Raw genomic sequence first — 17,590 nt, forward strand, 5'->3', positions numbered from 1 at the left:
TTAAGGCCTTGCCGACAAACGACTTCTTCTTATCTCTGGGATTAGCTCCACTAATTCGCCAGGACCATCGTGCCGCTAGGCGGCCCCCGCCTGATCGGCTAGTCTGCGGCCATGGAGACAACGGAGCCTCAGCCGGGACGGGAGAGCGGCCGCCTGGCCGATAACATCCTCTATTTCGCCCGCACGCTGCGGGCCGCCGGCTTGCCGGTGGGCCCGGGCAAGGTCCTGGACGCCATCGAAGCGGCGACCACCGTCGGACTCTCCCGGCGCGAGGACTTCTACTGGACGCTCCATGCGGTCTTCGTGAACCGCCGCGACCAGCAGGAGCTTTTCGATCAGGCCTTCCATGTCTTCTGGCGCAACCCGCAGATCCTGGAGCGGGTGATGAGCCTGCTGCTGCCGGACATCACCCCCATGGCGGGCCAGCAGCCGGACAACGCGGATGAACTCAGCAGACGCCTGACCGATGTGCTGCGGCCGAAGGACCGCGATGACGGCCTGCCGCGCGAGGAAGAAGAGCAGACGGAAATCGACGCAGTGATGACCTTCTCCGACAAGGAGGTGCTGCAGGAGATCGATTTCGAGAAGATGTCCGCCGAGGAACTGGCGGAGGCCAAGCGCGCGATCCAGGCGATGCGCCTGCCGATCATGGAGGTGCCGACCCGCCGCTATCAGCCGGCGCAGCAGGGACAGCGGGCCGACCTGCGCGCCACCATGCGCGCCGGTCTGCGCAGCGGTGGCGACACCATTCCGCTGCGCTGGAAGCGGGAGCGCCGGCGCCACCCGCCCCTGGTGGTGCTTTGCGACATCTCCGGCTCCATGAGCCGCTATTCGCGCATGCTGCTGCACTTCATGCACGCCGTCACCAACGACCGCGATCGCGTCCACAGCTTTGTCTTCGGCACGCGACTGACCAACATCACCCGCCACCTGCGCCACAAGGACGTGGACGTGGCCGTCGAGAAGGTCTCGGAATCCGTCGTCGACTGGTCGGGCGGCACGCGGATCGGCGCCTGTCTCCACGACTTCAACGTCACCTGGGCGCGGCGCGTCCTGGGTCAGGGGGCGGTGGTGCTGCTGATCTCGGACGGGCTGGACCGCGACAATGCGGAGGGGCTTTCCGGCGAGATCGAACGCCTGCACAAGTCCTGCCGCCGCCTCATTTGGCTCAATCCGCTCTTGCGCTACGAGGCCTACGAGCCAAGATCTATGGGGGCAAAGGCAATGATCGATCATGTCGACGATTTCCGCACCATCCATAACCTCGAGAGCCTCAGCGAGCTCTCCGCGGTGCTCAGCCATGCGCCCCAGCGCCGCGAAGAAGGATTGACCTCATGGCAGAGCAAGCAAGCCTGACACCGCGCAGCGAAGACCTTCTCGCAGAGGCGCTGCGCTGGCGCGAAGAGGGACACACGGTGGCGCTGGCTACCGTCGTCTCCACCTGGGGTTCCTCCCCGCGGCCGGTCGGCAGCCAGTTGATCGTTGACGATGAACTGCGGCTGCAAGGCTCGGTTTCCGGCGGCTGCATCGAAGGCGCCGTCGTCCACGAAGCGCAGCAGATCATGGCCGGGGCTCCGCCCAAACTGCTGGAGTTCGGGGTTTCCGACGAGCAGGCCTGGGAAGTGGGCCTGGCCTGCGGCGGGACCATCCGCGTCTTCGTCGAGGCCCTCGAATGAAGCGCGCCCTCCTGGAAGCCCTGCAGACCGCCCGGGCGGAGAAGCGGCCGACGGCGCTGGTCACCGATCTCAGCGACGGCCGGCAGGCCCTGATGATCGCCGGCATCCATCACGGCGACCTGGCGCTTTCGGACGACCTGCGTGCGGCAGTCGAAGAGGCCATCCAGGCCGACCGCAGCGGACCGCTGGCGGCCGACGAAAACCTCTTCGTCCATGTCCACAATCCGCCGCTGCGCCTGATCGTGGTCGGCGCGGTCCACATCAGCCAGGCGCTTGTCCCTATGGCGCAGCTCGCGGGCTACGAGGTTCTGGTGGTCGATCCTCGCAAGGCCTGGGCCAATGCCGAGCGCTTTCCGGACGTGACCCTGGTGGACGGCTGGCCGGACGAGGCCCTGCGCAGCCTCGATCCGGACCATCGCAGCGCTGTGGTGGTCCTGACTCATGACCCCAAGCTGGACGACCCGGCCCTCGGCGTGGCGCTTGCCTCGACGGCGTTCTACATCGGTGCGCTTGGCAGCAAGAAAACACATGGCAAGCGCCTGGACCGCCTGCGTGAGGCCGGCATGGGGGAAAGCGTCCTGGCACGCATCCACGGCCCCATCGGTCTGCCAATCGGCGCCAAGAGCCCGTCGGAGATCTCCATCGCCATTCTCGCCCAGATGACCCAGGCACTGCACGGGGCGCCGCCCCTGGTGCGCGCCGTCCCGCCGGACCCCGGCGCCGTGGCGGCACAATGATCTTCGGCGACCTGTCCGTCGACGACGCCGTCGGCGCGATCCTGGCCCACTCGATCAAGGCGCCGGGCATTGCCTTCAAGAAGGGGCGCCGTCTCTCTGAAGGCGATGTCACAAGCCTGCGCGAAGCCCAGGTGCATCGGGTCGTCGCGGCCCAACTCGAAGCCAACGAAATTCACGAAGACGAGGCGGCCTCCGCCCTGGCCGGGGCCGTCTGCGGCGAGGGTCTGACCGCCAGCGCCAGTTTCACGGGCCGCTGCAACCTGATGGTCCAATCCCGGGGCGTGCTGGTGGCTGAGCGCGCGCGCATCGACGCCCTGAACCTGGTCGACGAGTCGGTCACCCTGGCCACCCTGCCTCCTTACGATCTGGTCGACCCCCGGCAGATGGCGGCGACCATCAAGATCATTCCCTTCGCCATCACCCGGCACGTTCTGGAGGCCTGCCTCGCCGTCGCCTGCAGTCAGGGCCCGATGATCCGCATCGCGCCGCTGCAGCCGCGCAAGGTCGGACTGATCCAAACCAGCCTGTCCGGCACCAAGGAAAAGCTGCTGGATAAGACGCGAGACGTGGCCAACCAGCGCCTGGCGATGCTGGACTGCGAACCAGCTGTCGAGCGCCGCTGCGCGCATACGGAAGCGGCCGTGGCCGAGCAGCTGATCCGGCTGGAGCAGGACGGCTGCGAAATCGTCCTGATGTCCGGGGCCTCGGCCATCGTCGACCGTCGCGACGTGCTGCCCGCCGGTCTCTCCGCCGCCGGGGGCGAAGTGGATCACTTCGGCATGCCGGTCGATCCCGGAAACCTGATGATGGTCGGCAACCTGCGCAACTGCGCCGTAATCGGGCTGCCGGGCTGCGCCCGCTCGCCCAAGCTGAACGGCTTCGACTGGGTCCTGCAGCGCCTCGTCGCCGGCATCGAAACCACGCCCGAGGACATCATGCGCATGGGCGCCGGCGGTCTCTTGAAGGAGATCGCCAGCCGTCCCCTGCCCCGCGCCGAGGCCGTGGAGACGGAAGCCGGGCCGCCACGGGCGCCGCGAATTGGGGCGCTCATGCTTGCGGCCGGCCAGTCGCGCCGCATGGGAAAGGACAACAAACTGCTGCTGCCGGTGGACGGCAAGCCCATGGTCGCCCATGTGGCAGAGTGCCTGCTGGCCTCCCAGGCCGGGCCCCTGGCCGTGGTCACCGGCCACGACTATGCGGCCGTCGAGGCGGCGCTGCCCGAGGGGCGCTTCACCCTGGCGCACAACCCGGACTATGCCAGCGGCCTCGCCTCCTCCCTGCACCGCGGCCTTGCCGCTCTCCCGGAAGACATCGACGGCGTGCTTGTCTGCCTCGGCGACATGCCCCGGGTCTCGCCGCAGATCGTCGACCGCCTGATGGCCGCCTTTAACCCGCTGGAAGGACGCGCCATCTGCGTGCCGACCTGGCAGGGCAAACGCGGCAACCCCGTTCTCTTCGCCCGGCGCTTCTTTGCCGAAATGCAGGAGGTCGCCGGAGACGTCGGCGCCCGCGCCTTGATCGGCGAGCATGCGGAGGTGGTCTGCGAGGTACCGATGGACGACGATGCGGTGCTGGTTGACATCGATACGCCCGAAGCGCTGCAGGCGCTGAGCGGCTAGGTGAAGCCGACCTTTTAAGGCTGAATTTTCATCACCGTCTTGTCACGGATAAAAGCGATCACCGCCTCCACCACGTCGCGGTAGTCCAACAGGTCCGTGTGCATGGCGTTGTCATGGAAGATCGCCTGCTTGGGCTCGTTGGCCGCCTCGTAGAGCTTGCGCCCGAAGCGGACCGGCACGACATGGTCGCGCTCGCCGTGCATCAGGAAGAGCGGCACCGAAATCGAGCCGATGCGCGCCAGGGAGTCCCAGGGGTCGCGGATCAGCAGCCTGACCGGCAGATACCAGTAGTGGGCGGCGGCCACGTCGGCGATGGAACTGGGCGGCGCTTCCAGTATCAGCGCCGCCGGCGGCCGCTCGCTGGCGAGCGCGACGGAAACGGCGGTGCCAAGCGATTCCCCGAAGATGACGATCTGGCCGCTGTCATAACCCGCCTCCAGCAACCAGTCGTGCACCGAGCGGGCATCGGCGCGCAGGCCTGCCTCGCTCGGGCTGCCGGGGTTGCCGCCGTAGCCGCGATAGCCGGTGATGAGAAGGCCGAAGCCGGCATCGATCAGTGGCCGCATTTTGGGAACACGGTCGCCGCGATGGCCGGCATTGCCATGAAAATACAGGATCACGGGCTGGTCTTGAGAGGCCGGCGGATGGAACCAGTGCGTGAGTCTGAGACCCGCCTCCGGCTCCGTCTCGATCGCCTGCATGCCGGGCAACGCATGGTCCGCCAGCCGCGGCATGTCCCTGCCGGCCGGGTACATCAGGCTGCGCTGGGCCAGGAACATGATCACCAGGATTATGAAGTAGGCGATCAGCGCGCCCCACAAAAGCTGCATAAAGAAGCCTTTCACCGTGGATTCCAATGCCTGCTCCGATCCCTCGTAAGGTCGTCGTCGTGCCAGGAGGTTAGCGGCAAAGCATTGAAGAATACTAACTCTTCCCGGAACGACTGCTATGGCCAAGCCTTTGCATTTCCTGGGAAATCCGGCCTCTGGGGATTGACCACGCAGAACCGGTGTCCGCTCGGCGCTTCCATCACCCACCAGGTGCGGACCCGGGCCACCCTCTTGGCGCCCAGGTTCTCCAGGCGCCTGACCTCCGCCTCGACGTCGTCGGTTTCGATGTCCAGATGGGCCCGGCTTGGGTGGTCGACCTGCTGCAGCAGGATCTTCGCCTCGCCCGCCGGCGTGTCGAGGTCGCGGTAGCGCGGGTCCTGACCCTCGGGAAGCGGCTTCAGATCCAGGCCCAGGGCCGCCGACCAGAAGTCCGCGTCGCGCTCGTAGTCGTCGCTGCGGCAGTCCAGCACGATGGCGGCAAGGCGGCTCTTGTGCATCGGGTTCGCTCCGGCCTCAATTCAGGTAGCTGGCGTCCTCGGCATCCAGGAGGCGTTTCAGCGCCTCGAAGTGCGCCTCGGCGTAATGCTGGGCGGCCTCGGGCTTGGTGAAAGTGGTGGCGGCGATGTTGTCGGTCACCCGCTTCAGGGGCCGCCCGGTGGAGTGCGCCAGCACCTGCAGCTGGCAGGCCCGCTCCAGGTAGTAGAGATCCTCGAAGGCCTTGGGGATGTTGTCGCCGACCACCACGACGCCGTGGTTGGCCAGGAACAGCACCCGTTTCCCGCCCATCGCCGCGGCCATGCGGTCGCCCTCCTCCACATCGCCGGCAAGACCGTTGTAGCTCTGGTCGTAGGCCACATCGTTGTAATAGCGCAGCGCGTTCTGGCTGATCGGCTCCAGCGGCGTGTCCTCAAGCGACGTCAGCGTGGTGGCATAGGGCATGTGTGTGTGCAGCACGCAGGCGGCGCGCGGATGACGCATGTGGATGCGCGAGTGAATGCAGAAGGCAGTGGTTTCCAGTTCGCGCTCGCCCTCCAGCACCTTCCCGTCGTTGTCGACCAGCAGCAGGTCGCTGGCGGTCATCTGCGACCAGTGCAGGCCGAAGGGATTCACCAGGAAGCAGCCGGGACGTTCCGGCGGCGCGTAGCTGAAGTGGTTGCAGATGCCCTCGTTGAGCGCAAAGCGCGCCGCCAGCCGCAGGGCCGCCGCAAGGTCAATCCGCGCCTGGCGCAGAGAGTCATCCATGAGCATCTTCCTTCTCTTCCACTTGGGCTCTCCGCCTAGCCTCTCCACCTGGCCTCTCCACTCTGCGGCCAGACTTCGTCGCGGGCCGCCGCCGTCGTTCTTCAGGTATAGCGAATACGCGGCTGTCGTCCTAGACTGCCGGGAAAGCCTTCGATTCCAATAACATTCCTCATAGCACTCTTGGGGGGAGACGACAAAAGATGGACGTGCGCGCTGCGGTTGCCCTGGAAGCGGGCAAGCCTCTGTCGATTGAAACGGTTCAGCTTGACGGGCCGAGGGAGGGCGAAGTCCTGGTCGAGGTCAAGGCCACCGGGATCTGCCATACCGATGCCTTCACACTGTCCGGCGAGGATCCGGAAGGCCTGTTCCCCGCCATTCTGGGCCACGAGGGCGCGGGCGTCGTCGTGGATACCGGGCCCGGCGTCACCTCCCTCAAGAAGGGCGATCACGTCATTCCGCTCTACACGCCGGAGTGCCGCCAGTGCGACTACTGCCTGAACCCCAAGACGAACCTCTGCCAGGCGATCCGGACCACCCAGGGCCAGGGGCTGATGCCGGACGGGACCAGCCGTTTCTCCCTCGACGGCAAGCCGGTGCTCCACTACATGGGCTGCTCGACCTTCGCCAATTTCACGGTGCTGCCGGAGATCGCGCTCGCCAAGGTGCGCGAGGACGCCCCCTTTGACAAGATCTGCTACATCGGCTGCGGCGTGACCACCGGGGTGGGCGCCGTCATCAACACGGCGAAGGTGGAGCCGGGCTCCAACGTCGTTGTCTTCGGTCTCGGCGGTATCGGTCTCAACGTCATTCAGGGCGCCCGCATGGTCGGCGCCAACCGCATCGTCGGGGTCGACCTGAATCCGGCCCGCAAAGCGCTGGGCGAACAGTTCGGCATGACCGACTTCGTGAACCCCAAGGAAGTCGGAGGAGACCTGGTCGCACACTTGGTGGAACTGACCGGCGGTGGCGCCGACTACAGCTTCGAGTGCATCGGCAACGTGAACACCATGCGCCAGGCCCTGGAGTGCTGCCACAAGGGCTGGGGCGTCTCGGTCATCATCGGGGTCGCCGGCGCCGGCCAGGAGATCGCCACCCGCCCCTTCCAGCTGGTCACCGGCCGGGTCTGGAAGGGCACGGCCTTCGGCGGTGCGCGCGGGCGCAGCGACGTGCCGCAGATCGTCGACTGGTACATGGACGGCAAGATCAACATCGACGACCTGATCACCCACACCATGCCGCTGGACGACATCAACCAGGCCTTCGACCTGATGCACGAGGGCAAGTCGATCCGCAGCGTCGTCGTCTACTAGGCCGTATCCGGACCAACACAGCGGTCTTCGCCGACAGGTCTCGCCGCAGGGTTGCTAGGCTACATCTCTATGGCGCAACCGCCAAAGGCGATATCATAGGTGGAGTCGCCGAGGCCGGGTTGAGAGGCCTGCGGTTGCAGCCTGATCGTCGGGCGGCGGGGGAACAGCAGGGCGGCCAAGCCGTTCCGCGCGATAACACTTGGGGCAGATATGGATCTTTCAGTCGTCAGCCAGCAGCGTTGTTTCGAAGGAACCCAGGGGTTCTACAGCCACGGGTCCGCGCTCTGCGGTGGCCCGATGAACTTTGCCGTCTATCAGCCGCCTCAAGCCAAGGGCGGCGCCAAGGTTCCTTTGGTCACCTACCTCTCCGGCCTGACCTGCACGGAAGAGAACTTCACCGCCAAGGCGGGCGCCCAGCGGGTGGCCGCGGAACTGGGCCTGATGCTGCTGATGCCCGACACCTCGCCGCGCAACTGCGGCTTTCCCGGCGAGGACGACGACTATGACTTCGGCAGCGGCGCGGGATTCTACGTCGACGCCACCGAAGCGCCCTGGTCGAGCCGCTACAAGATGTACTCCTATATCACGCAAGAGCTTCCGGCCCTGATTGCCGAACACTTTCCCGCGGACATGGGCCATCAGGGGATTTTCGGCCACTCCATGGGCGGGCACGGGGCCATCACCATCCACCTGAAGAACCCAGGGGTCTACCGCTCCGTCTCGGCCTTCGCACCGGTCTGCGCGCCCAGCGAATGCCCCTGGGGTCAGAAAGCCTTCACCGGCTATCTCGGCCCCGACCGGGAGGCTTGGGCGGACTACGACAGCTGCGCGTTGATCCGCAAGCAGCCTTCGGACGCGCAGATTTTCATCGACCAGGGCGCGGAAGATCCCTTCCTCGCCGAGCAGCTGAAGCCGGACCTGCTGGTGGCGGCCTGCGAGGAGGCCGGTCAGCACTTTGAGTTCCGCATGCAGCCGGACTACGATCACAGCTACTACTTCATCCAGACCTTCGTGGAGGATCATCTCCGCCACCACGCGAAGGTCCTCTGCTAGGGACAGCTGCCCGGCGATGGAAGAGGACGTCTATCGCAACGACACGATCGACAAGCAGGCCCTGAAGGCTCTGGCGGTGCGCAGCGATGCCAAGGGGCTGGCCCAGGCGACGGGACATCTCGGGCTGCTCGCGGTCACGGGCGGTTTGGTTCTTCTCGCTTCAGGCCCTGTTGCCTTCGCAGCGGCGGCTCTCGTTCACGGCATCGTGCTGGTGTTTCTCTTCGCACCGCTGCACGAAGCCATCCACCGGACTGCCTTCGCCAGCCGGCGGCTGAACGATGCCGTGGCCGCGGCCTGCGGCTTTCTGCTGCTTCTGCCAGCCGGCTACTTCCGCGCCTTCCATTTCGAGCATCACCGCTTCACGCAGGATCCGCTTCGCGACCCGGAACTGGCGGGCCCGCCGATCTCGAGCATCGCCGGATACCTGCTGCATGTGTCCGGTGCATCCTACTGGCGCGAGCGCTTGGGGACCTTGCTGCGGCACGCCGGCGGCAGGGTGGACGAAGGTTTCGTCCCGCCGCGCCAACGCCCGGCAACCGTGCGCGAAGCGCGCTGGCACTGCGGACTCTACGGCGCTTTGCTGGCCGGCAGTCTTTGGGCGCAGTCCCCTCTTCTGCTGATGCTCTGGGTTCTGCCCATGGTCCTCGGGCAGCCATTCCTGCGGCTCTTTCTGCTCGCCGAACACAGCGGCTGTCCGCAGACAGCCGATATGCTCCGGAACTCCCGAACGACAGAAACCCATCGCGCGCTGCGCTGGCTCTGCTGGAACATGAACCGGCACACTGCGCACCATGCCTATCCGGCACTGCCGTTTCACGCCTTGCCGGCGGCAGACCTGCTGCTGGCGCCGGAGATCGCCGTGCGCGGTAAGGGTTATGGCGCCGTCAACGCAGAGATCCTGCCGGCTTTACTGGGCGGACGCGCGGGCGCCGGCGCCCGGTCACACCGGCCCTGAGCGCTCCAAACCGCCGTTTAGGCGACGTCTTCGTCTGCGACCAACGCCGGGATCAAGCCGACATCGCCGCGGATCTGACCGCCGGGGCGAATGGAGATCTCGGCATAGCGGATGGTACCGCTGACCCGCCCTTGAGGCTCGATAGTCAGGAGCCCGCGGACCGTGAGGTCACCCTCGACCTCGCCCGCCACCGTGGCGGTTTCGACCGATGCCTTGCCCTTGAAGACCCCGCCCTTGCGGACTTTCAGTGCCGAGGCTTCCAACGACGCTTCGACGCGGCCCTCGACCGTGAGCGTCTGACAGGACTCGATCTCACCCTTCACGAAAATGCCGGCGCCGACCATAAGCGTCCCATCGCCCTGCGGATCCGCGGAAGGCTGCTGAGGCGCCGGGTCGGGCTTCGCGATCCCCAGAACTCCGGAAGCGGGTCGCAGGCCCGGAGGTACATCCACCGGCACAGCCGGCCGGCGCGGTTGAAATGTCTTGGCCATTGCCGCCACGTTCTCCCGTGTTGGCCGCCGCAGTGTCGGGCGAACCGGTTATCGTTATGGCCTTAGGCAAGCACAGCCCGGGCGGGCTGACAAGGTGTGCGTCTGGGGAAAAAACCGGGCGCCGCGAAACCGCGGTTTCGCCGTGACGACAAGCCAGTGAAGACGGGCCGGTGAAGACGGGCCGCTGTTCCGGCCCGTCGCCTATCCGCCGTAGGAAACCCGGTCCGGCTGGCGCAGATGGCTGAGCGGCTCAGGCGGGTGGTCGCTCTCCTTGCCGCCGAGCCGGAAGACGGCAGCCCCCATCAAGACGTCAATGGTCACACCGTCACTGGCCAAAGGCAGCAGCAGGCGCTTGATCTCCCAGTGCTCCCGTCCGGGGACCAGCATCTTGCCTTCGCGGTAGCGCGGCCCGCCGCCACGGGCAACTTCGATGTGGTGGGCCACCGGGATGGGTGTCCCGGCACGCTTCTGGATCTCCGCGATGGACTTTCCCTTCAGCGGCATCGAGAAGGCATCCTCCACCAGAGTTCCGGCGAGGCGGAATACGAAGTCTTCAGCGTCCCCGACCACATCGATCAAGAAGATGTTCGGCAGAAGCGTGGGTATCTCAACGGGATCAATATCACGCCGCGACGGCAGGCGCTCCGCACCGCCGAGGCTTTCCCAATAGGCATAAAGCTGTCGAAGCTTTATGTCCGGAAGAAATGCCGGATCAAAGGCCTCCCCCACGACCGCACCCCTCATATACCCCCGTTGGGAGGAGGATACACTACATCTTGTGGCAAAGGCGAGTGTTTTGTGCGCCACCGGCGCAGGGGGCCAGGCTGCAACCCGCAGGCAGCCCTCCAAGGGCACGCCCTGCGGCTTCCTGTCTGTTATGCGGACTTGCCGACGATCCGCGGCGTGTCGTCGAAATCCAGATCCTCGGTGCAGACCCGGGTGTCCGGGAAGTCGATGGTGACGGAGGTGCCCTGCCCGGCCTTGCTCGCCAGGGTCAGGCAGCCACCGTGGAGGTCGACCAGCCGGCGGGTCAGCGGCAGCCCGAGGCCGGTGCCCTCGTACTTGCGGCTGAGGGAGGAGTCCACCTGGCCGAAGGGCGCCATGGCCTTGGCGATATCCTCTTCGGCGATGCCGATGCCGGTATCCTTCACCTGGACGCGCAGTCCGCCGGACCCCAGCATCCGCGCTTCGACCGAAACCTGTCCGCCCGCATCGGTGAACTTCACCGCGTTAGAGAGCAGGTTGAGGAGGATCTGCTTGACGGCGCGCGGATCGGCCCGCAGGCGGGGCAGCTGCGCGGGGAAGTCCAGAATCAGCACGACGCCGGCCTCTTCGGCACGGTCGCGCATGATCCGGAACGACGCCTTGGTCGCCGCCTCCAGGTCGATGGGCTCTTCGTGGAGTTCGAACTTGCCGGCCTCGATCTTCGAAAGGTCCAGGATATCGTTAATGAGGCTCAACAGGTGCGTGCCGCTGTCGTGGATGTCGATGGCGTACTCGCGGTAGCGCTGGTTGCCCATGGGGCCGAAGAGCTGGTCCTTGATGATCTCGGAGAAGCCGATGATCGCGTTCAAGGGCGTCCGCAGTTCATGACTGACGTTGGCCAGGAAGTCGGACTTGGCCCGGCTGGCCAACTCCGCCTCTTCCTTCGCGCTGCGCAGCTGACGCTCGGCGCTGTAACTGCCGGTCACATCGTCATAGGTCGCCAGGGTGCCGCCGCCGGGCATCGGCCGATGCAGCACGTTGATCACCCGGCCGTTGGACAGGAAGTCCTGCAGCTTGGTCTCCTGCGCACTGGCCGCCGCCGCCATCCGGCGCTGCCGCATGATGCTGGCCTGGTCCTTGGTCAGCCCTTCAAGCTGAGCGGTGTAGTCCAGGATCTCCACGAGATCGGTGCCCGGCTGGCCCATGCTCGCCGGCAGGCTGTAGAGATCGAGGAAGCGCTGATTGCAGATGATCAGGCGCTGGTTGACGTCGTACATGGCCAAGCCCTGAACCATGTTGTCCAGGGCCGCGTCCAGAAGGACGTTCTTGTGACGCAGTTCCTCGCCGATGCTGCGCAGCTCTGATTCCCGGCGCCGCAGTTCGGTGATGTTGGTGCTGATCACCACGAAGCCGCCGTCGGCAGTCCGCCGCTCGGCCACCCTGAACCACGCCCCGTCGCGCAGCTCGATCTCGAAGGGCGGGCCCGGGTTGCGGAAGCGCTGCAGGTGCTCTTCCACCCAGAGGTCCGCACGATCGCCGGCCTGCGGGAAGTTCCCTGCGCCCGCCGCGGCGGTCACGATCTCCTCAAAGCGCATGCCCGGGACCAGAAGATCCCGTGCACCGGCATAGAGATCGCCGTAACGCCGGTTGCACAGGACGAGGCGCTCGCTGGCGTCGAAGAGCGCAAAGCCGCCGGCCAGGGACTCAATGGATTCCCGCAGGCGCTGCTGTGCCGCAGCGGCGGCCAGTTCGGAGCGGCGTTCCCGGAAGATGAAGGCGACCAGTACCACCGTCAGCGAGGCGATGACGATCACCACCAGGATCAGCGCGCCGCGGAAGCGCTCCAGATTGGCCGCCTCCGCCTGGAGGATGGCGAGCGCGTTGCTGTTCGCCTCGCCGAAGAGCTTGGCGATCTCGACCCGGGCGGCGCCGACCCGCTCCAGGGCCAGTTCGAGCACCACCTCGGAATCCGGCGCAAGCCCCTGCACCCCGTCCGTCAGCCAGAGTTTCAGGTCGGTGGCGACCGGCTTCAGGGTGGCGTACATCGATGCGATACCGATCTGGCTGCTGAACTCGTAGGACTCGTTCAGCCCCTCGATCCGCCGCTCCACCAGTTCGATGCGATCGAGAATGATCTGTCGGCCCTCGGCGCCCGGCAGGTCGCGGGCCTGGCGGATTGCGTCCTGGAGATAGACCAGATCGTCGATGATGAAGACGACGTCGCGTTCCTGACGCAGCACCTCCACCGGCAGCACCTGCTTCAGCTGCGAAATGCTGGCCTCGACATAGAGAACAAGCGCCGTCGTGCCGATCAGAACCGCCGCGATGAAGGCGGCGGGCCAGCGCGACAGAAGGGGGCGCTTTGTGGTCTCGGTCCAGCTCATCTCAGTTCGCATTGCAACTTATCGGACAACTTATTGGATTATCGGGCCTTCCGGCCACAGGCTTCCCGACCATACGCTTCACGGCCGTGCGTGCCACCGTCCCGTGGCGGCACCGCCCCGTTGGCGCTTCCCATACGCCTGATCGGCCAGCGGGTGCACGCAATGACTGTTCGAAGTATCCTTGGTCCGCATCGTCGCCTCCCCCATCAGGCCCCGGATTGGGAATCCAGACCTGGCATCGCACCGGACAAAGGACTCAATACCAAACGAATTCTGATAGTTATGATTGTTTCTTGCGACCTTATGGAGTCTCATCCTAACAGTTTATTAATAGGGGGACGGCGTTAACAATTGGTAAAGGCCCCCCTGCCTGCTGCAGGGCAAAAATGGGGCAAATTTCCTGTGGGGAAAGGAGAAAGCTTTGGACATCAGCAAGATCCCGGTGGGCCAGAACCCGCCCTGGGACGTTAACGCGATCATCGAGGTCCCGATGGGCAGCGATCCGGTGAAATACGAGATGGACAAGGATTCCGGCGCGATCTTCGTGGACCGCTTTCTCCATACAGCGATGCACTATCCGTTGAACTACGGTTTCGTGCCCCACACGCTGGCCAACGACGGCGATCCGGTGGACATTCTGGTGGTCAACAGCGTGCCGGTGATTCCCGGCGCTGTGGTGCGGGTACGCCCCATCGGGGTGCTGATCATGGAGGACGAGGCCGGCGAGGACGAGAAATTCCTCTCCGTTCCCGTTGACGATCTGCACCCCTTCTACGCCAACGTCTCGTCCTACCGTGGCCTGCCACAGATCCTGCTCGACCAGATCGCGCACTTCTTCGGTCACTACAAGGACCTGGAAAAGGACAAGTGGGTGACGATCAAGCGCTGGGGCGAGGCCGACGAGGCCAGCAAACTCATCGTGGAGTCCATTGCCCGGGCGAAAGGCGAGCGCGCGGCGTCATGAGGCCCGCTGCTGGGCTCGGCGAGGACATGCAGGATCGCCTCGCCGCGCAGCCGCGGATCACCCTCGCCCATCTGCCCACGCCTCTGGAGCGGCTGGAGCGCCTCTCGGCGGCGCTTGGCGGGCCGAAGATCCTGGTCAAGCGGGACGACTGCACGGGCCTGGGTCTCGGCGGCAACAAGACCCGGAAACTGGAGTTCCTGATGGCCCAGGCGCGCGGCCAGGGCGCCGATACGGTGATCACCACCGGCGGCATCCAGTCGAACCATGTGCGCCAGACGGCGGCCGCGGCGGCCAGGCTGGGCCTGGCCTGCGAACTGGTCCTGACACGCGTCGTGCCCTGGGGCGCGCCCGACTACGAGCTGAGCGGCAACATCCAGCTGGACCGGCTGTTCGGGGCGAATGTGCATCTCCACGACGGCGGCACCGACCGGGTCGCAGCCATGGAGAGCCTTGCCGAAAGCCTGCGGCGGACCGGGCGCAAGCCCTACCTCATCCCCACCGGCGGCTCCAACGCTGTCGGGGCGCTGGGCTACGTCGCCGCCGCTATCGAACTGGCCTCTCAGCTTGCCGAAGCTGGCGAGACGGTCGCCGCCGTGGTCCATGCCTGCTCCAGCGGCGGCACCCAGGCGGGGCTCACCGCCGGCCTCGCAGCCCTCGCCCCGGACGTCAGGGTCATCGGGATCGATGTCGACGCGAACCCGGACGCCGTCGCCGCGGAGGTCCGCCGACTGGCCGGCGAGGTCTGGTCGCAACTGGCCCTGCCGGGCAGCTTTCCGGATGCCAAGGTCATCCTGCAGCCGGGCCACGCCGGGGCGGCCTACGGCCTGCCCACCGATGAAATGCGCGAAGCGGTTCTGCGCACCGCGCGCCTGGAGGGCCTGCTGCTGGATCCGGTCTACAGCGGCAAGGCCATGGCCGGCCTGATCGGGCTGATTCAGGCCGGCGGTTTCGGTGCCGACGAGACGGTGGTCTTCCTCCATACCGGCGGTATGCCCGCGCTCTTCCCATACCGTGAGGCGCTGGAGAACTAGAAGCTGCGGAGAGCTGAGAAGCATTCCATCAAAAAGCGAACTCTGCTAGCGTCCCACGCCTGTCAACCGCGATGCAAAACGGGACCAGATGGCTTTTCGACACCTACTCGCCGCTGTGGGATTTATCCTGTCCGCCGCGAGTGCACCGGCCTATGCCGCCAATGCCCCCCTGGTCGAGGAAGAGCTCAGACGCGTGTTCGAAGACTTGCGCGCAGGCACGTTGACGCCCGCCGAGGCAAGCGCCAAGTGCTTCGTTGCCATGATAGAGGGCGACGATGCGCACTCCATGCGCGAGGTGCTTTCAACCTTTCTTGAGGTTTCCGAGCCCACAGCCCTGCCGGTCTTCTGCAACACCCTTGTAGCGGCGACGGAACAAGGGGTTCTGGAACCCGGTGACCTCGATCCGATCATCGATCCAAGAGACGAACAGGCAGAATCCTATGCGATCGGGCGCCTGTTGCGGGTCGTCTACTTTCTGCACAACGGCTTGCCGACCGCCCCCTTGTCAGAAGGCCGCACACCATGAACCGCCTCGCCGCCATTCTGATTCTCGTTCTCGGCACCTCCCTCATCCTGACAGGCTGCACAGCGCCGGGCGAAACCCGGTCCACCACAGCAACAAGAAGCGGCGGCCTTGCGGCCGTTCTCGAAGACCTGCGCCGGAACCCGGAAGGTCGCCCCGCTGCGGAGGCCTATTGCCGGCTTTCGGTGTCCGGAGGCGACAGCGACTTTCCCTACGAGGCCTTCATCTCCAGCTTCCTTTCGGTGCCGCCGGCCCTGAGCGGCAACGCTTTCTGCGCCGCCCTGATCGAAGCCGTTGTCTCGGATGGCCTGACCGAAAACGATCTGGCCCAGTTCAACGACCGCAACAGGAACCGGATGCCTCTTGGGACCCTGCTGCGGGAAATCCTGGCGGCGCACCTGCGTCTTCAGGGCCAGACCGCATCTCAGACCGAAGTCTCCGGAGACGCCAGGGCTGGCTGACTCCCCTGAAATGCGCGATGGCGTCCGTCAGCACGGCAGTGCAAAGATAGCGCCGTGCTTTGGGATTTTTTGATCAGCGGACCGGACGTCAGCGCCGCGCCTGTCCTTGCCGTCCTCCTGCTGGCGATGGTGATCGATCTCATCACAGGCGATCCGCGTTGGCTCTACCGCCTGCTGCCCCACCCGGTGGTGCTCATCGGCCGCGTGATCGACATGCTGGACCGGCTGCTCAACCGGCAGACCTTGCCCCGCAACCGCCGCATCCTTCTGGGTGCAGTCTGCGCGGTCTTCGTCACCGGCGCCTTCGGGGCCCTGGCGGCGGCAATCCACGGCCTTCTGACGGGAATCCCGTTCGGCTGGGTCCTGGAGGCCGCGCTGGCCAGCAGTTTGCTGGCTTTCCGCGGGCTTTACGATGCCGTCCGCGCGGTGGCGGCGGGACTGACGGAGAGCCTGACTGCAGGCCGGGAAGCGGTTGCCCACATCGTCGGCCGCGACCCCGAAAGCCTCGATCAGGCGGCTGTGGCCCGCGCCGCGGCGGAGTCGGCGGCGGAGAACTTCTCCGATGGCTTTGTGGCACCGGTGTTCTGGTTCCTGCTGCTCGGTCTGCCCGGGCTGCTGGCCTACAAGGCCATCAACACCCTGGACAGCATGATCGGCCACCGCAACGCCCGCTATGAGGCCTTCGGCAAGGCCTCGGCCAAACTGGACGATGCGGTGAACCTTGTGCCCGCGCGCCTCGCCGGTCTGCTTATTGTCGCCGCGGCGCTGATCCTGCCGCGCGCGCGTGCCGCAGCGGCCTGGCGCACGATGCGGCGCGATGCCCCGCGCCACCGCTCGCCCAATGCCGGCTGGCAGGAGGCTGCCCTGGCCGGCGCTCTCGGCATCGCCCTGGCCGGCCCGCGCCTCTACGGCGGGCAGACGGTGGAGGACCACTGGATGGGCGACGGCCGCCGCGACCTGACGCCCGACGACCTGGGCCGCGTCCTCGACGTCTACCTGACCGCCGGCGCCCTCCTTTTCGGCGCCGTCATTGCAGCGCTCGTCCTGGCCTGACCTTACGCAGGGGCCTTCATAACAAGCGGCAGGCCGGCGGCCACGAAGACCACCGACTGTGCGGCAGCGGCCATGGCCTGGTTGAGCCGGCCCGCCGCATCACGAAACCGCCTGGCCAGGGCATTCTCGGGCACGATGCCGAGGCCGACCTCGTTGGAGACGAAGACCACCGGACCGTCCAGTTCCGCAAGCGCGGCGACCAGTTTCTCACATTCATCATGCACATCAAGATCAGCCAGCAAGATATTGGAAAGCCACAAAGTAAGGCAGTCGACCAAGACAGTGGATTCGGGCTTGGCCGCGGCTCTCAGGGCGGCGACGAGATCCAGCGGCGCTTCACGGGTCTGCCAGTTCCCGCCCCGGCGGCGCTGGTGCTCGGCGATGCGGGCGGCCATTTCCGCATCGCCCGCCGTTGCCGTTGCCAGGTAGACCCACGGCCCGGGCCGGCTTTCGACGAGGTTCTCGGCATAGCGCGACTTGCCCGATCGCGCGCCCCCAAGCACCAGTGTCACTGGCGGAAGAAGAAGAGAGGTCATAGTCTTGAAGCAGTGGCTGG

At 66.1% G+C, this 17,590-nt stretch carries 19 protein-coding genes; 12 read left to right on the forward strand and 7 right to left on the reverse strand.

All coding sequences use genetic code 11. From position 1 onward, the window contains the following. Positions 1-111 precede the first annotated feature (111 nt). From ACO06P_RS02760 to ACO06P_RS02775, 4 genes are read left to right on the forward strand one after another with little or no spacing between them, the layout of a single operon-like run. On the forward strand, positions 112-1,356 hold the full coding sequence (locus ACO06P_RS02760; protein ID WP_420348487.1) for a vWA domain-containing protein: 1,245 nt from the start codon (positions 112-114) through the stop codon (positions 1,354-1,356). Beyond that, positions 1,335-1,676, forward strand: a complete 342-nt coding sequence (locus ACO06P_RS02765) for an XdhC family protein (protein WP_420348488.1) — start codon at positions 1,335-1,337, stop codon at positions 1,674-1,676. Before ACO06P_RS02760 ends, ACO06P_RS02765 begins: the two co-directional genes overlap by 22 nt. Further along, on the forward strand, positions 1,673-2,413 hold the full coding sequence (locus tag ACO06P_RS02770) for an XdhC family protein (protein ID WP_420348489.1): 741 nt from the start codon (positions 1,673-1,675) through the stop codon (positions 2,411-2,413). Before ACO06P_RS02765 ends, ACO06P_RS02770 begins: the two co-directional genes overlap by 4 nt. Further along, positions 2,410-4,032, forward strand: a complete 1,623-nt coding sequence (locus tag ACO06P_RS02775) for an NTP transferase domain-containing protein (protein ID WP_420348490.1) — start codon at positions 2,410-2,412, stop codon at positions 4,030-4,032. Before ACO06P_RS02770 ends, ACO06P_RS02775 begins: the two co-directional genes overlap by 4 nt. A gap of 14 nt (positions 4,033-4,046) precedes the next feature. On the opposite strand, the gene ACO06P_RS02780 is transcribed toward ACO06P_RS02775, so the two are convergent. The 3 genes from ACO06P_RS02780 to ACO06P_RS02790 all read right to left on the reverse strand — a co-directional run bounded on the left by ACO06P_RS02780 (position 4,047) and on the right by ACO06P_RS02790 (position 6,104). Next, complete coding sequence (locus ACO06P_RS02780) at positions 4,047-4,877, reverse strand: alpha/beta hydrolase (protein ID WP_420348491.1); 831 nt, start codon at positions 4,875-4,877, stop codon at positions 4,047-4,049. 101 nt (positions 4,878-4,978) lie between these two features. Next, entirely contained in the window at positions 4,979-5,359 is a 381-nt protein-coding gene (locus ACO06P_RS02785; protein WP_420348492.1) for a VOC family protein, read from the reverse strand. 16 nt (positions 5,360-5,375) lie between these two features. Then, positions 5,376-6,104, reverse strand: coding sequence for an aldolase (locus tag ACO06P_RS02790; protein ID WP_421938167.1), 729 nt, complete (start codon positions 6,102-6,104; stop codon positions 5,376-5,378). A 200-nt stretch (positions 6,105-6,304) separates the two neighbouring features. On the opposite strand from ACO06P_RS02790, the gene ACO06P_RS02795 reads away from it, so the two are divergent. From ACO06P_RS02795 to ACO06P_RS02805, 3 genes are all read left to right on the forward strand, one after another. Beyond that, entirely contained in the window at positions 6,305-7,414 is a 1,110-nt protein-coding gene (locus ACO06P_RS02795; RefSeq protein WP_420348494.1) for an S-(hydroxymethyl)glutathione dehydrogenase/class III alcohol dehydrogenase, read from the forward strand. A gap of 210 nt (positions 7,415-7,624) precedes the next feature. Continuing rightward, complete coding sequence (gene fghA, locus ACO06P_RS02800; protein WP_420348495.1) at positions 7,625-8,467, forward strand: S-formylglutathione hydrolase; 843 nt, start codon at positions 7,625-7,627, stop codon at positions 8,465-8,467. A 16-nt stretch (positions 8,468-8,483) separates the two neighbouring features. Then, positions 8,484-9,422 carry a fatty acid desaturase gene (locus ACO06P_RS02805; RefSeq protein WP_420348496.1) on the forward strand — a complete coding sequence of 313 codons (939 nt, stop codon included), beginning with the start codon at positions 8,484-8,486 and terminating at the stop codon, positions 9,420-9,422. Positions 9,423-9,439: 17 nt separating this feature from the next. Here ACO06P_RS02805 and ACO06P_RS02810 read toward each other — a convergent pair whose 3' ends face one another. The 3 genes from ACO06P_RS02810 to ACO06P_RS02820 form a co-directional block, all read right to left on the reverse strand. Continuing rightward, positions 9,440-9,913: a bactofilin family protein gene (locus ACO06P_RS02810; protein WP_420348497.1), complete on the reverse strand. Its 474-nt coding sequence runs from the start codon at positions 9,911-9,913 to the stop codon at positions 9,440-9,442. A 201-nt stretch (positions 9,914-10,114) separates the two neighbouring features. Beyond that, positions 10,115-10,642: a PAS domain-containing protein gene (locus ACO06P_RS02815; RefSeq protein ID WP_420348498.1), complete on the reverse strand. Its 528-nt coding sequence runs from the start codon at positions 10,640-10,642 to the stop codon at positions 10,115-10,117. 146 nt (positions 10,643-10,788) lie between these two features. Then, positions 10,789-13,002 carry a PAS-domain containing protein gene (locus ACO06P_RS02820; protein ID WP_420348499.1) on the reverse strand — a complete coding sequence of 738 codons (2,214 nt, stop codon included), beginning with the start codon at positions 13,000-13,002 and terminating at the stop codon, positions 10,789-10,791. A gap of 421 nt (positions 13,003-13,423) precedes the next feature. Here ACO06P_RS02820 and ppa point away from each other — a divergent pair, with 421 nt between their 5' ends. From ppa to cbiB, 5 genes are all read left to right on the forward strand, one after another. Continuing rightward, on the forward strand, positions 13,424-13,966 hold the full coding sequence (gene ppa / locus ACO06P_RS02825; RefSeq protein ID WP_299392230.1) for an inorganic diphosphatase: 543 nt from the start codon (positions 13,424-13,426) through the stop codon (positions 13,964-13,966). Further along, the gene (locus ACO06P_RS02830; protein WP_420348500.1) at positions 13,963-14,997 is read left to right on the forward strand and encodes a D-cysteine desulfhydrase; all 1,035 of its coding nucleotides are present in this window, start codon (positions 13,963-13,965) and stop codon (positions 14,995-14,997) included. The genes ppa and ACO06P_RS02830 overlap by 4 nt, the downstream gene beginning before the upstream one ends. Positions 14,998-15,085: 88 nt before the next feature. Beyond that, positions 15,086-15,523, forward strand: a complete 438-nt coding sequence (locus tag ACO06P_RS02835) for a hypothetical protein (protein WP_420348501.1) — start codon at positions 15,086-15,088, stop codon at positions 15,521-15,523. Continuing rightward, positions 15,520-15,981, forward strand: a complete 462-nt coding sequence (locus tag ACO06P_RS02840; RefSeq protein WP_420348502.1) for a hypothetical protein — start codon at positions 15,520-15,522, stop codon at positions 15,979-15,981. Before ACO06P_RS02835 ends, ACO06P_RS02840 begins: the two co-directional genes overlap by 4 nt. Before the next feature lie 54 nt (positions 15,982-16,035). Further along, positions 16,036-17,034, forward strand: a complete 999-nt coding sequence (cbiB, locus tag ACO06P_RS02845) for an adenosylcobinamide-phosphate synthase CbiB (protein WP_420348503.1) — start codon at positions 16,036-16,038, stop codon at positions 17,032-17,034. Between the two features lie 2 nt (positions 17,035-17,036). On the opposite strand, the gene cobU is transcribed toward cbiB, so the two are convergent. After that, entirely contained in the window at positions 17,037-17,570 is a 534-nt protein-coding gene (gene cobU, locus ACO06P_RS02850) for a bifunctional adenosylcobinamide kinase/adenosylcobinamide-phosphate guanylyltransferase (protein ID WP_420348504.1), read from the reverse strand. Between the last annotated feature and the right edge of the window lie 20 nt (positions 17,571-17,590).

The sequence above is a fragment of the Pelagibius sp. genome, from assembly GCF_965227505.1.
Classification (GTDB): Bacteria; Pseudomonadota; Alphaproteobacteria; order Kiloniellales; family Kiloniellaceae; genus Pelagibius.

Bases quoted from the DNA above. Each gene is read 5' to 3' on its own strand.
- ACO06P_RS02795 (WP_420348494.1), top strand. From the start codon at position 6,305: ATGGACGTGCGCGCTGCGGTTGCCCTGGAAGCGGGCAAGCCTCTGTCG.
- ACO06P_RS02805 (WP_420348496.1), top strand. From the start codon at position 8,484: ATGGAAGAGGACGTCTATCGCAACGACACGATCGACAAGCAGGCCCTG.
- ACO06P_RS02810 (WP_420348497.1), bottom strand. From the start codon at position 9,913: ATGGCCAAGACATTTCAACCGCGCCGGCCGGCTGTGCCGGTGGATGTA.
- ACO06P_RS02830 (WP_420348500.1), top strand. From the start codon at position 13,963: ATGAGGCCCGCTGCTGGGCTCGGCGAGGACATGCAGGATCGCCTCGCC.
- cobU (WP_420348504.1), bottom strand. From the start codon at position 17,570: ATGACCTCTCTTCTTCTTCCGCCAGTGACACTGGTGCTTGGGGGCGCG.
- ACO06P_RS02770 (WP_420348489.1), top strand. From the start codon at position 1,673: ATGAAGCGCGCCCTCCTGGAAGCCCTGCAGACCGCCCGGGCGGAGAAG.
- ACO06P_RS02760 (WP_420348487.1), top strand. From the start codon at position 112: ATGGAGACAACGGAGCCTCAGCCGGGACGGGAGAGCGGCCGCCTGGCC.
- fghA (WP_420348495.1), top strand. From the start codon at position 7,625: ATGGATCTTTCAGTCGTCAGCCAGCAGCGTTGTTTCGAAGGAACCCAG.
- ACO06P_RS02790 (WP_421938167.1), bottom strand. From the start codon at position 6,104: ATGGATGACTCTCTGCGCCAGGCGCGGATTGACCTTGCGGCGGCCCTG.
- ACO06P_RS02775 (WP_420348490.1), top strand. From the start codon at position 2,410: ATGATCTTCGGCGACCTGTCCGTCGACGACGCCGTCGGCGCGATCCTG.
- ACO06P_RS02785 (WP_420348492.1), bottom strand. From the start codon at position 5,359: ATGCACAAGAGCCGCCTTGCCGCCATCGTGCTGGACTGCCGCAGCGAC.
- ACO06P_RS02840 (WP_420348502.1), top strand. From the start codon at position 15,520: ATGAACCGCCTCGCCGCCATTCTGATTCTCGTTCTCGGCACCTCCCTC.
- ACO06P_RS02765 (WP_420348488.1), top strand. From the start codon at position 1,335: ATGGCAGAGCAAGCAAGCCTGACACCGCGCAGCGAAGACCTTCTCGCA.
- ACO06P_RS02820 (WP_420348499.1), bottom strand. From the start codon at position 13,002: ATGAGCTGGACCGAGACCACAAAGCGCCCCCTTCTGTCGCGCTGGCCC.
- ACO06P_RS02835 (WP_420348501.1), top strand. From the start codon at position 15,086: ATGGCTTTTCGACACCTACTCGCCGCTGTGGGATTTATCCTGTCCGCC.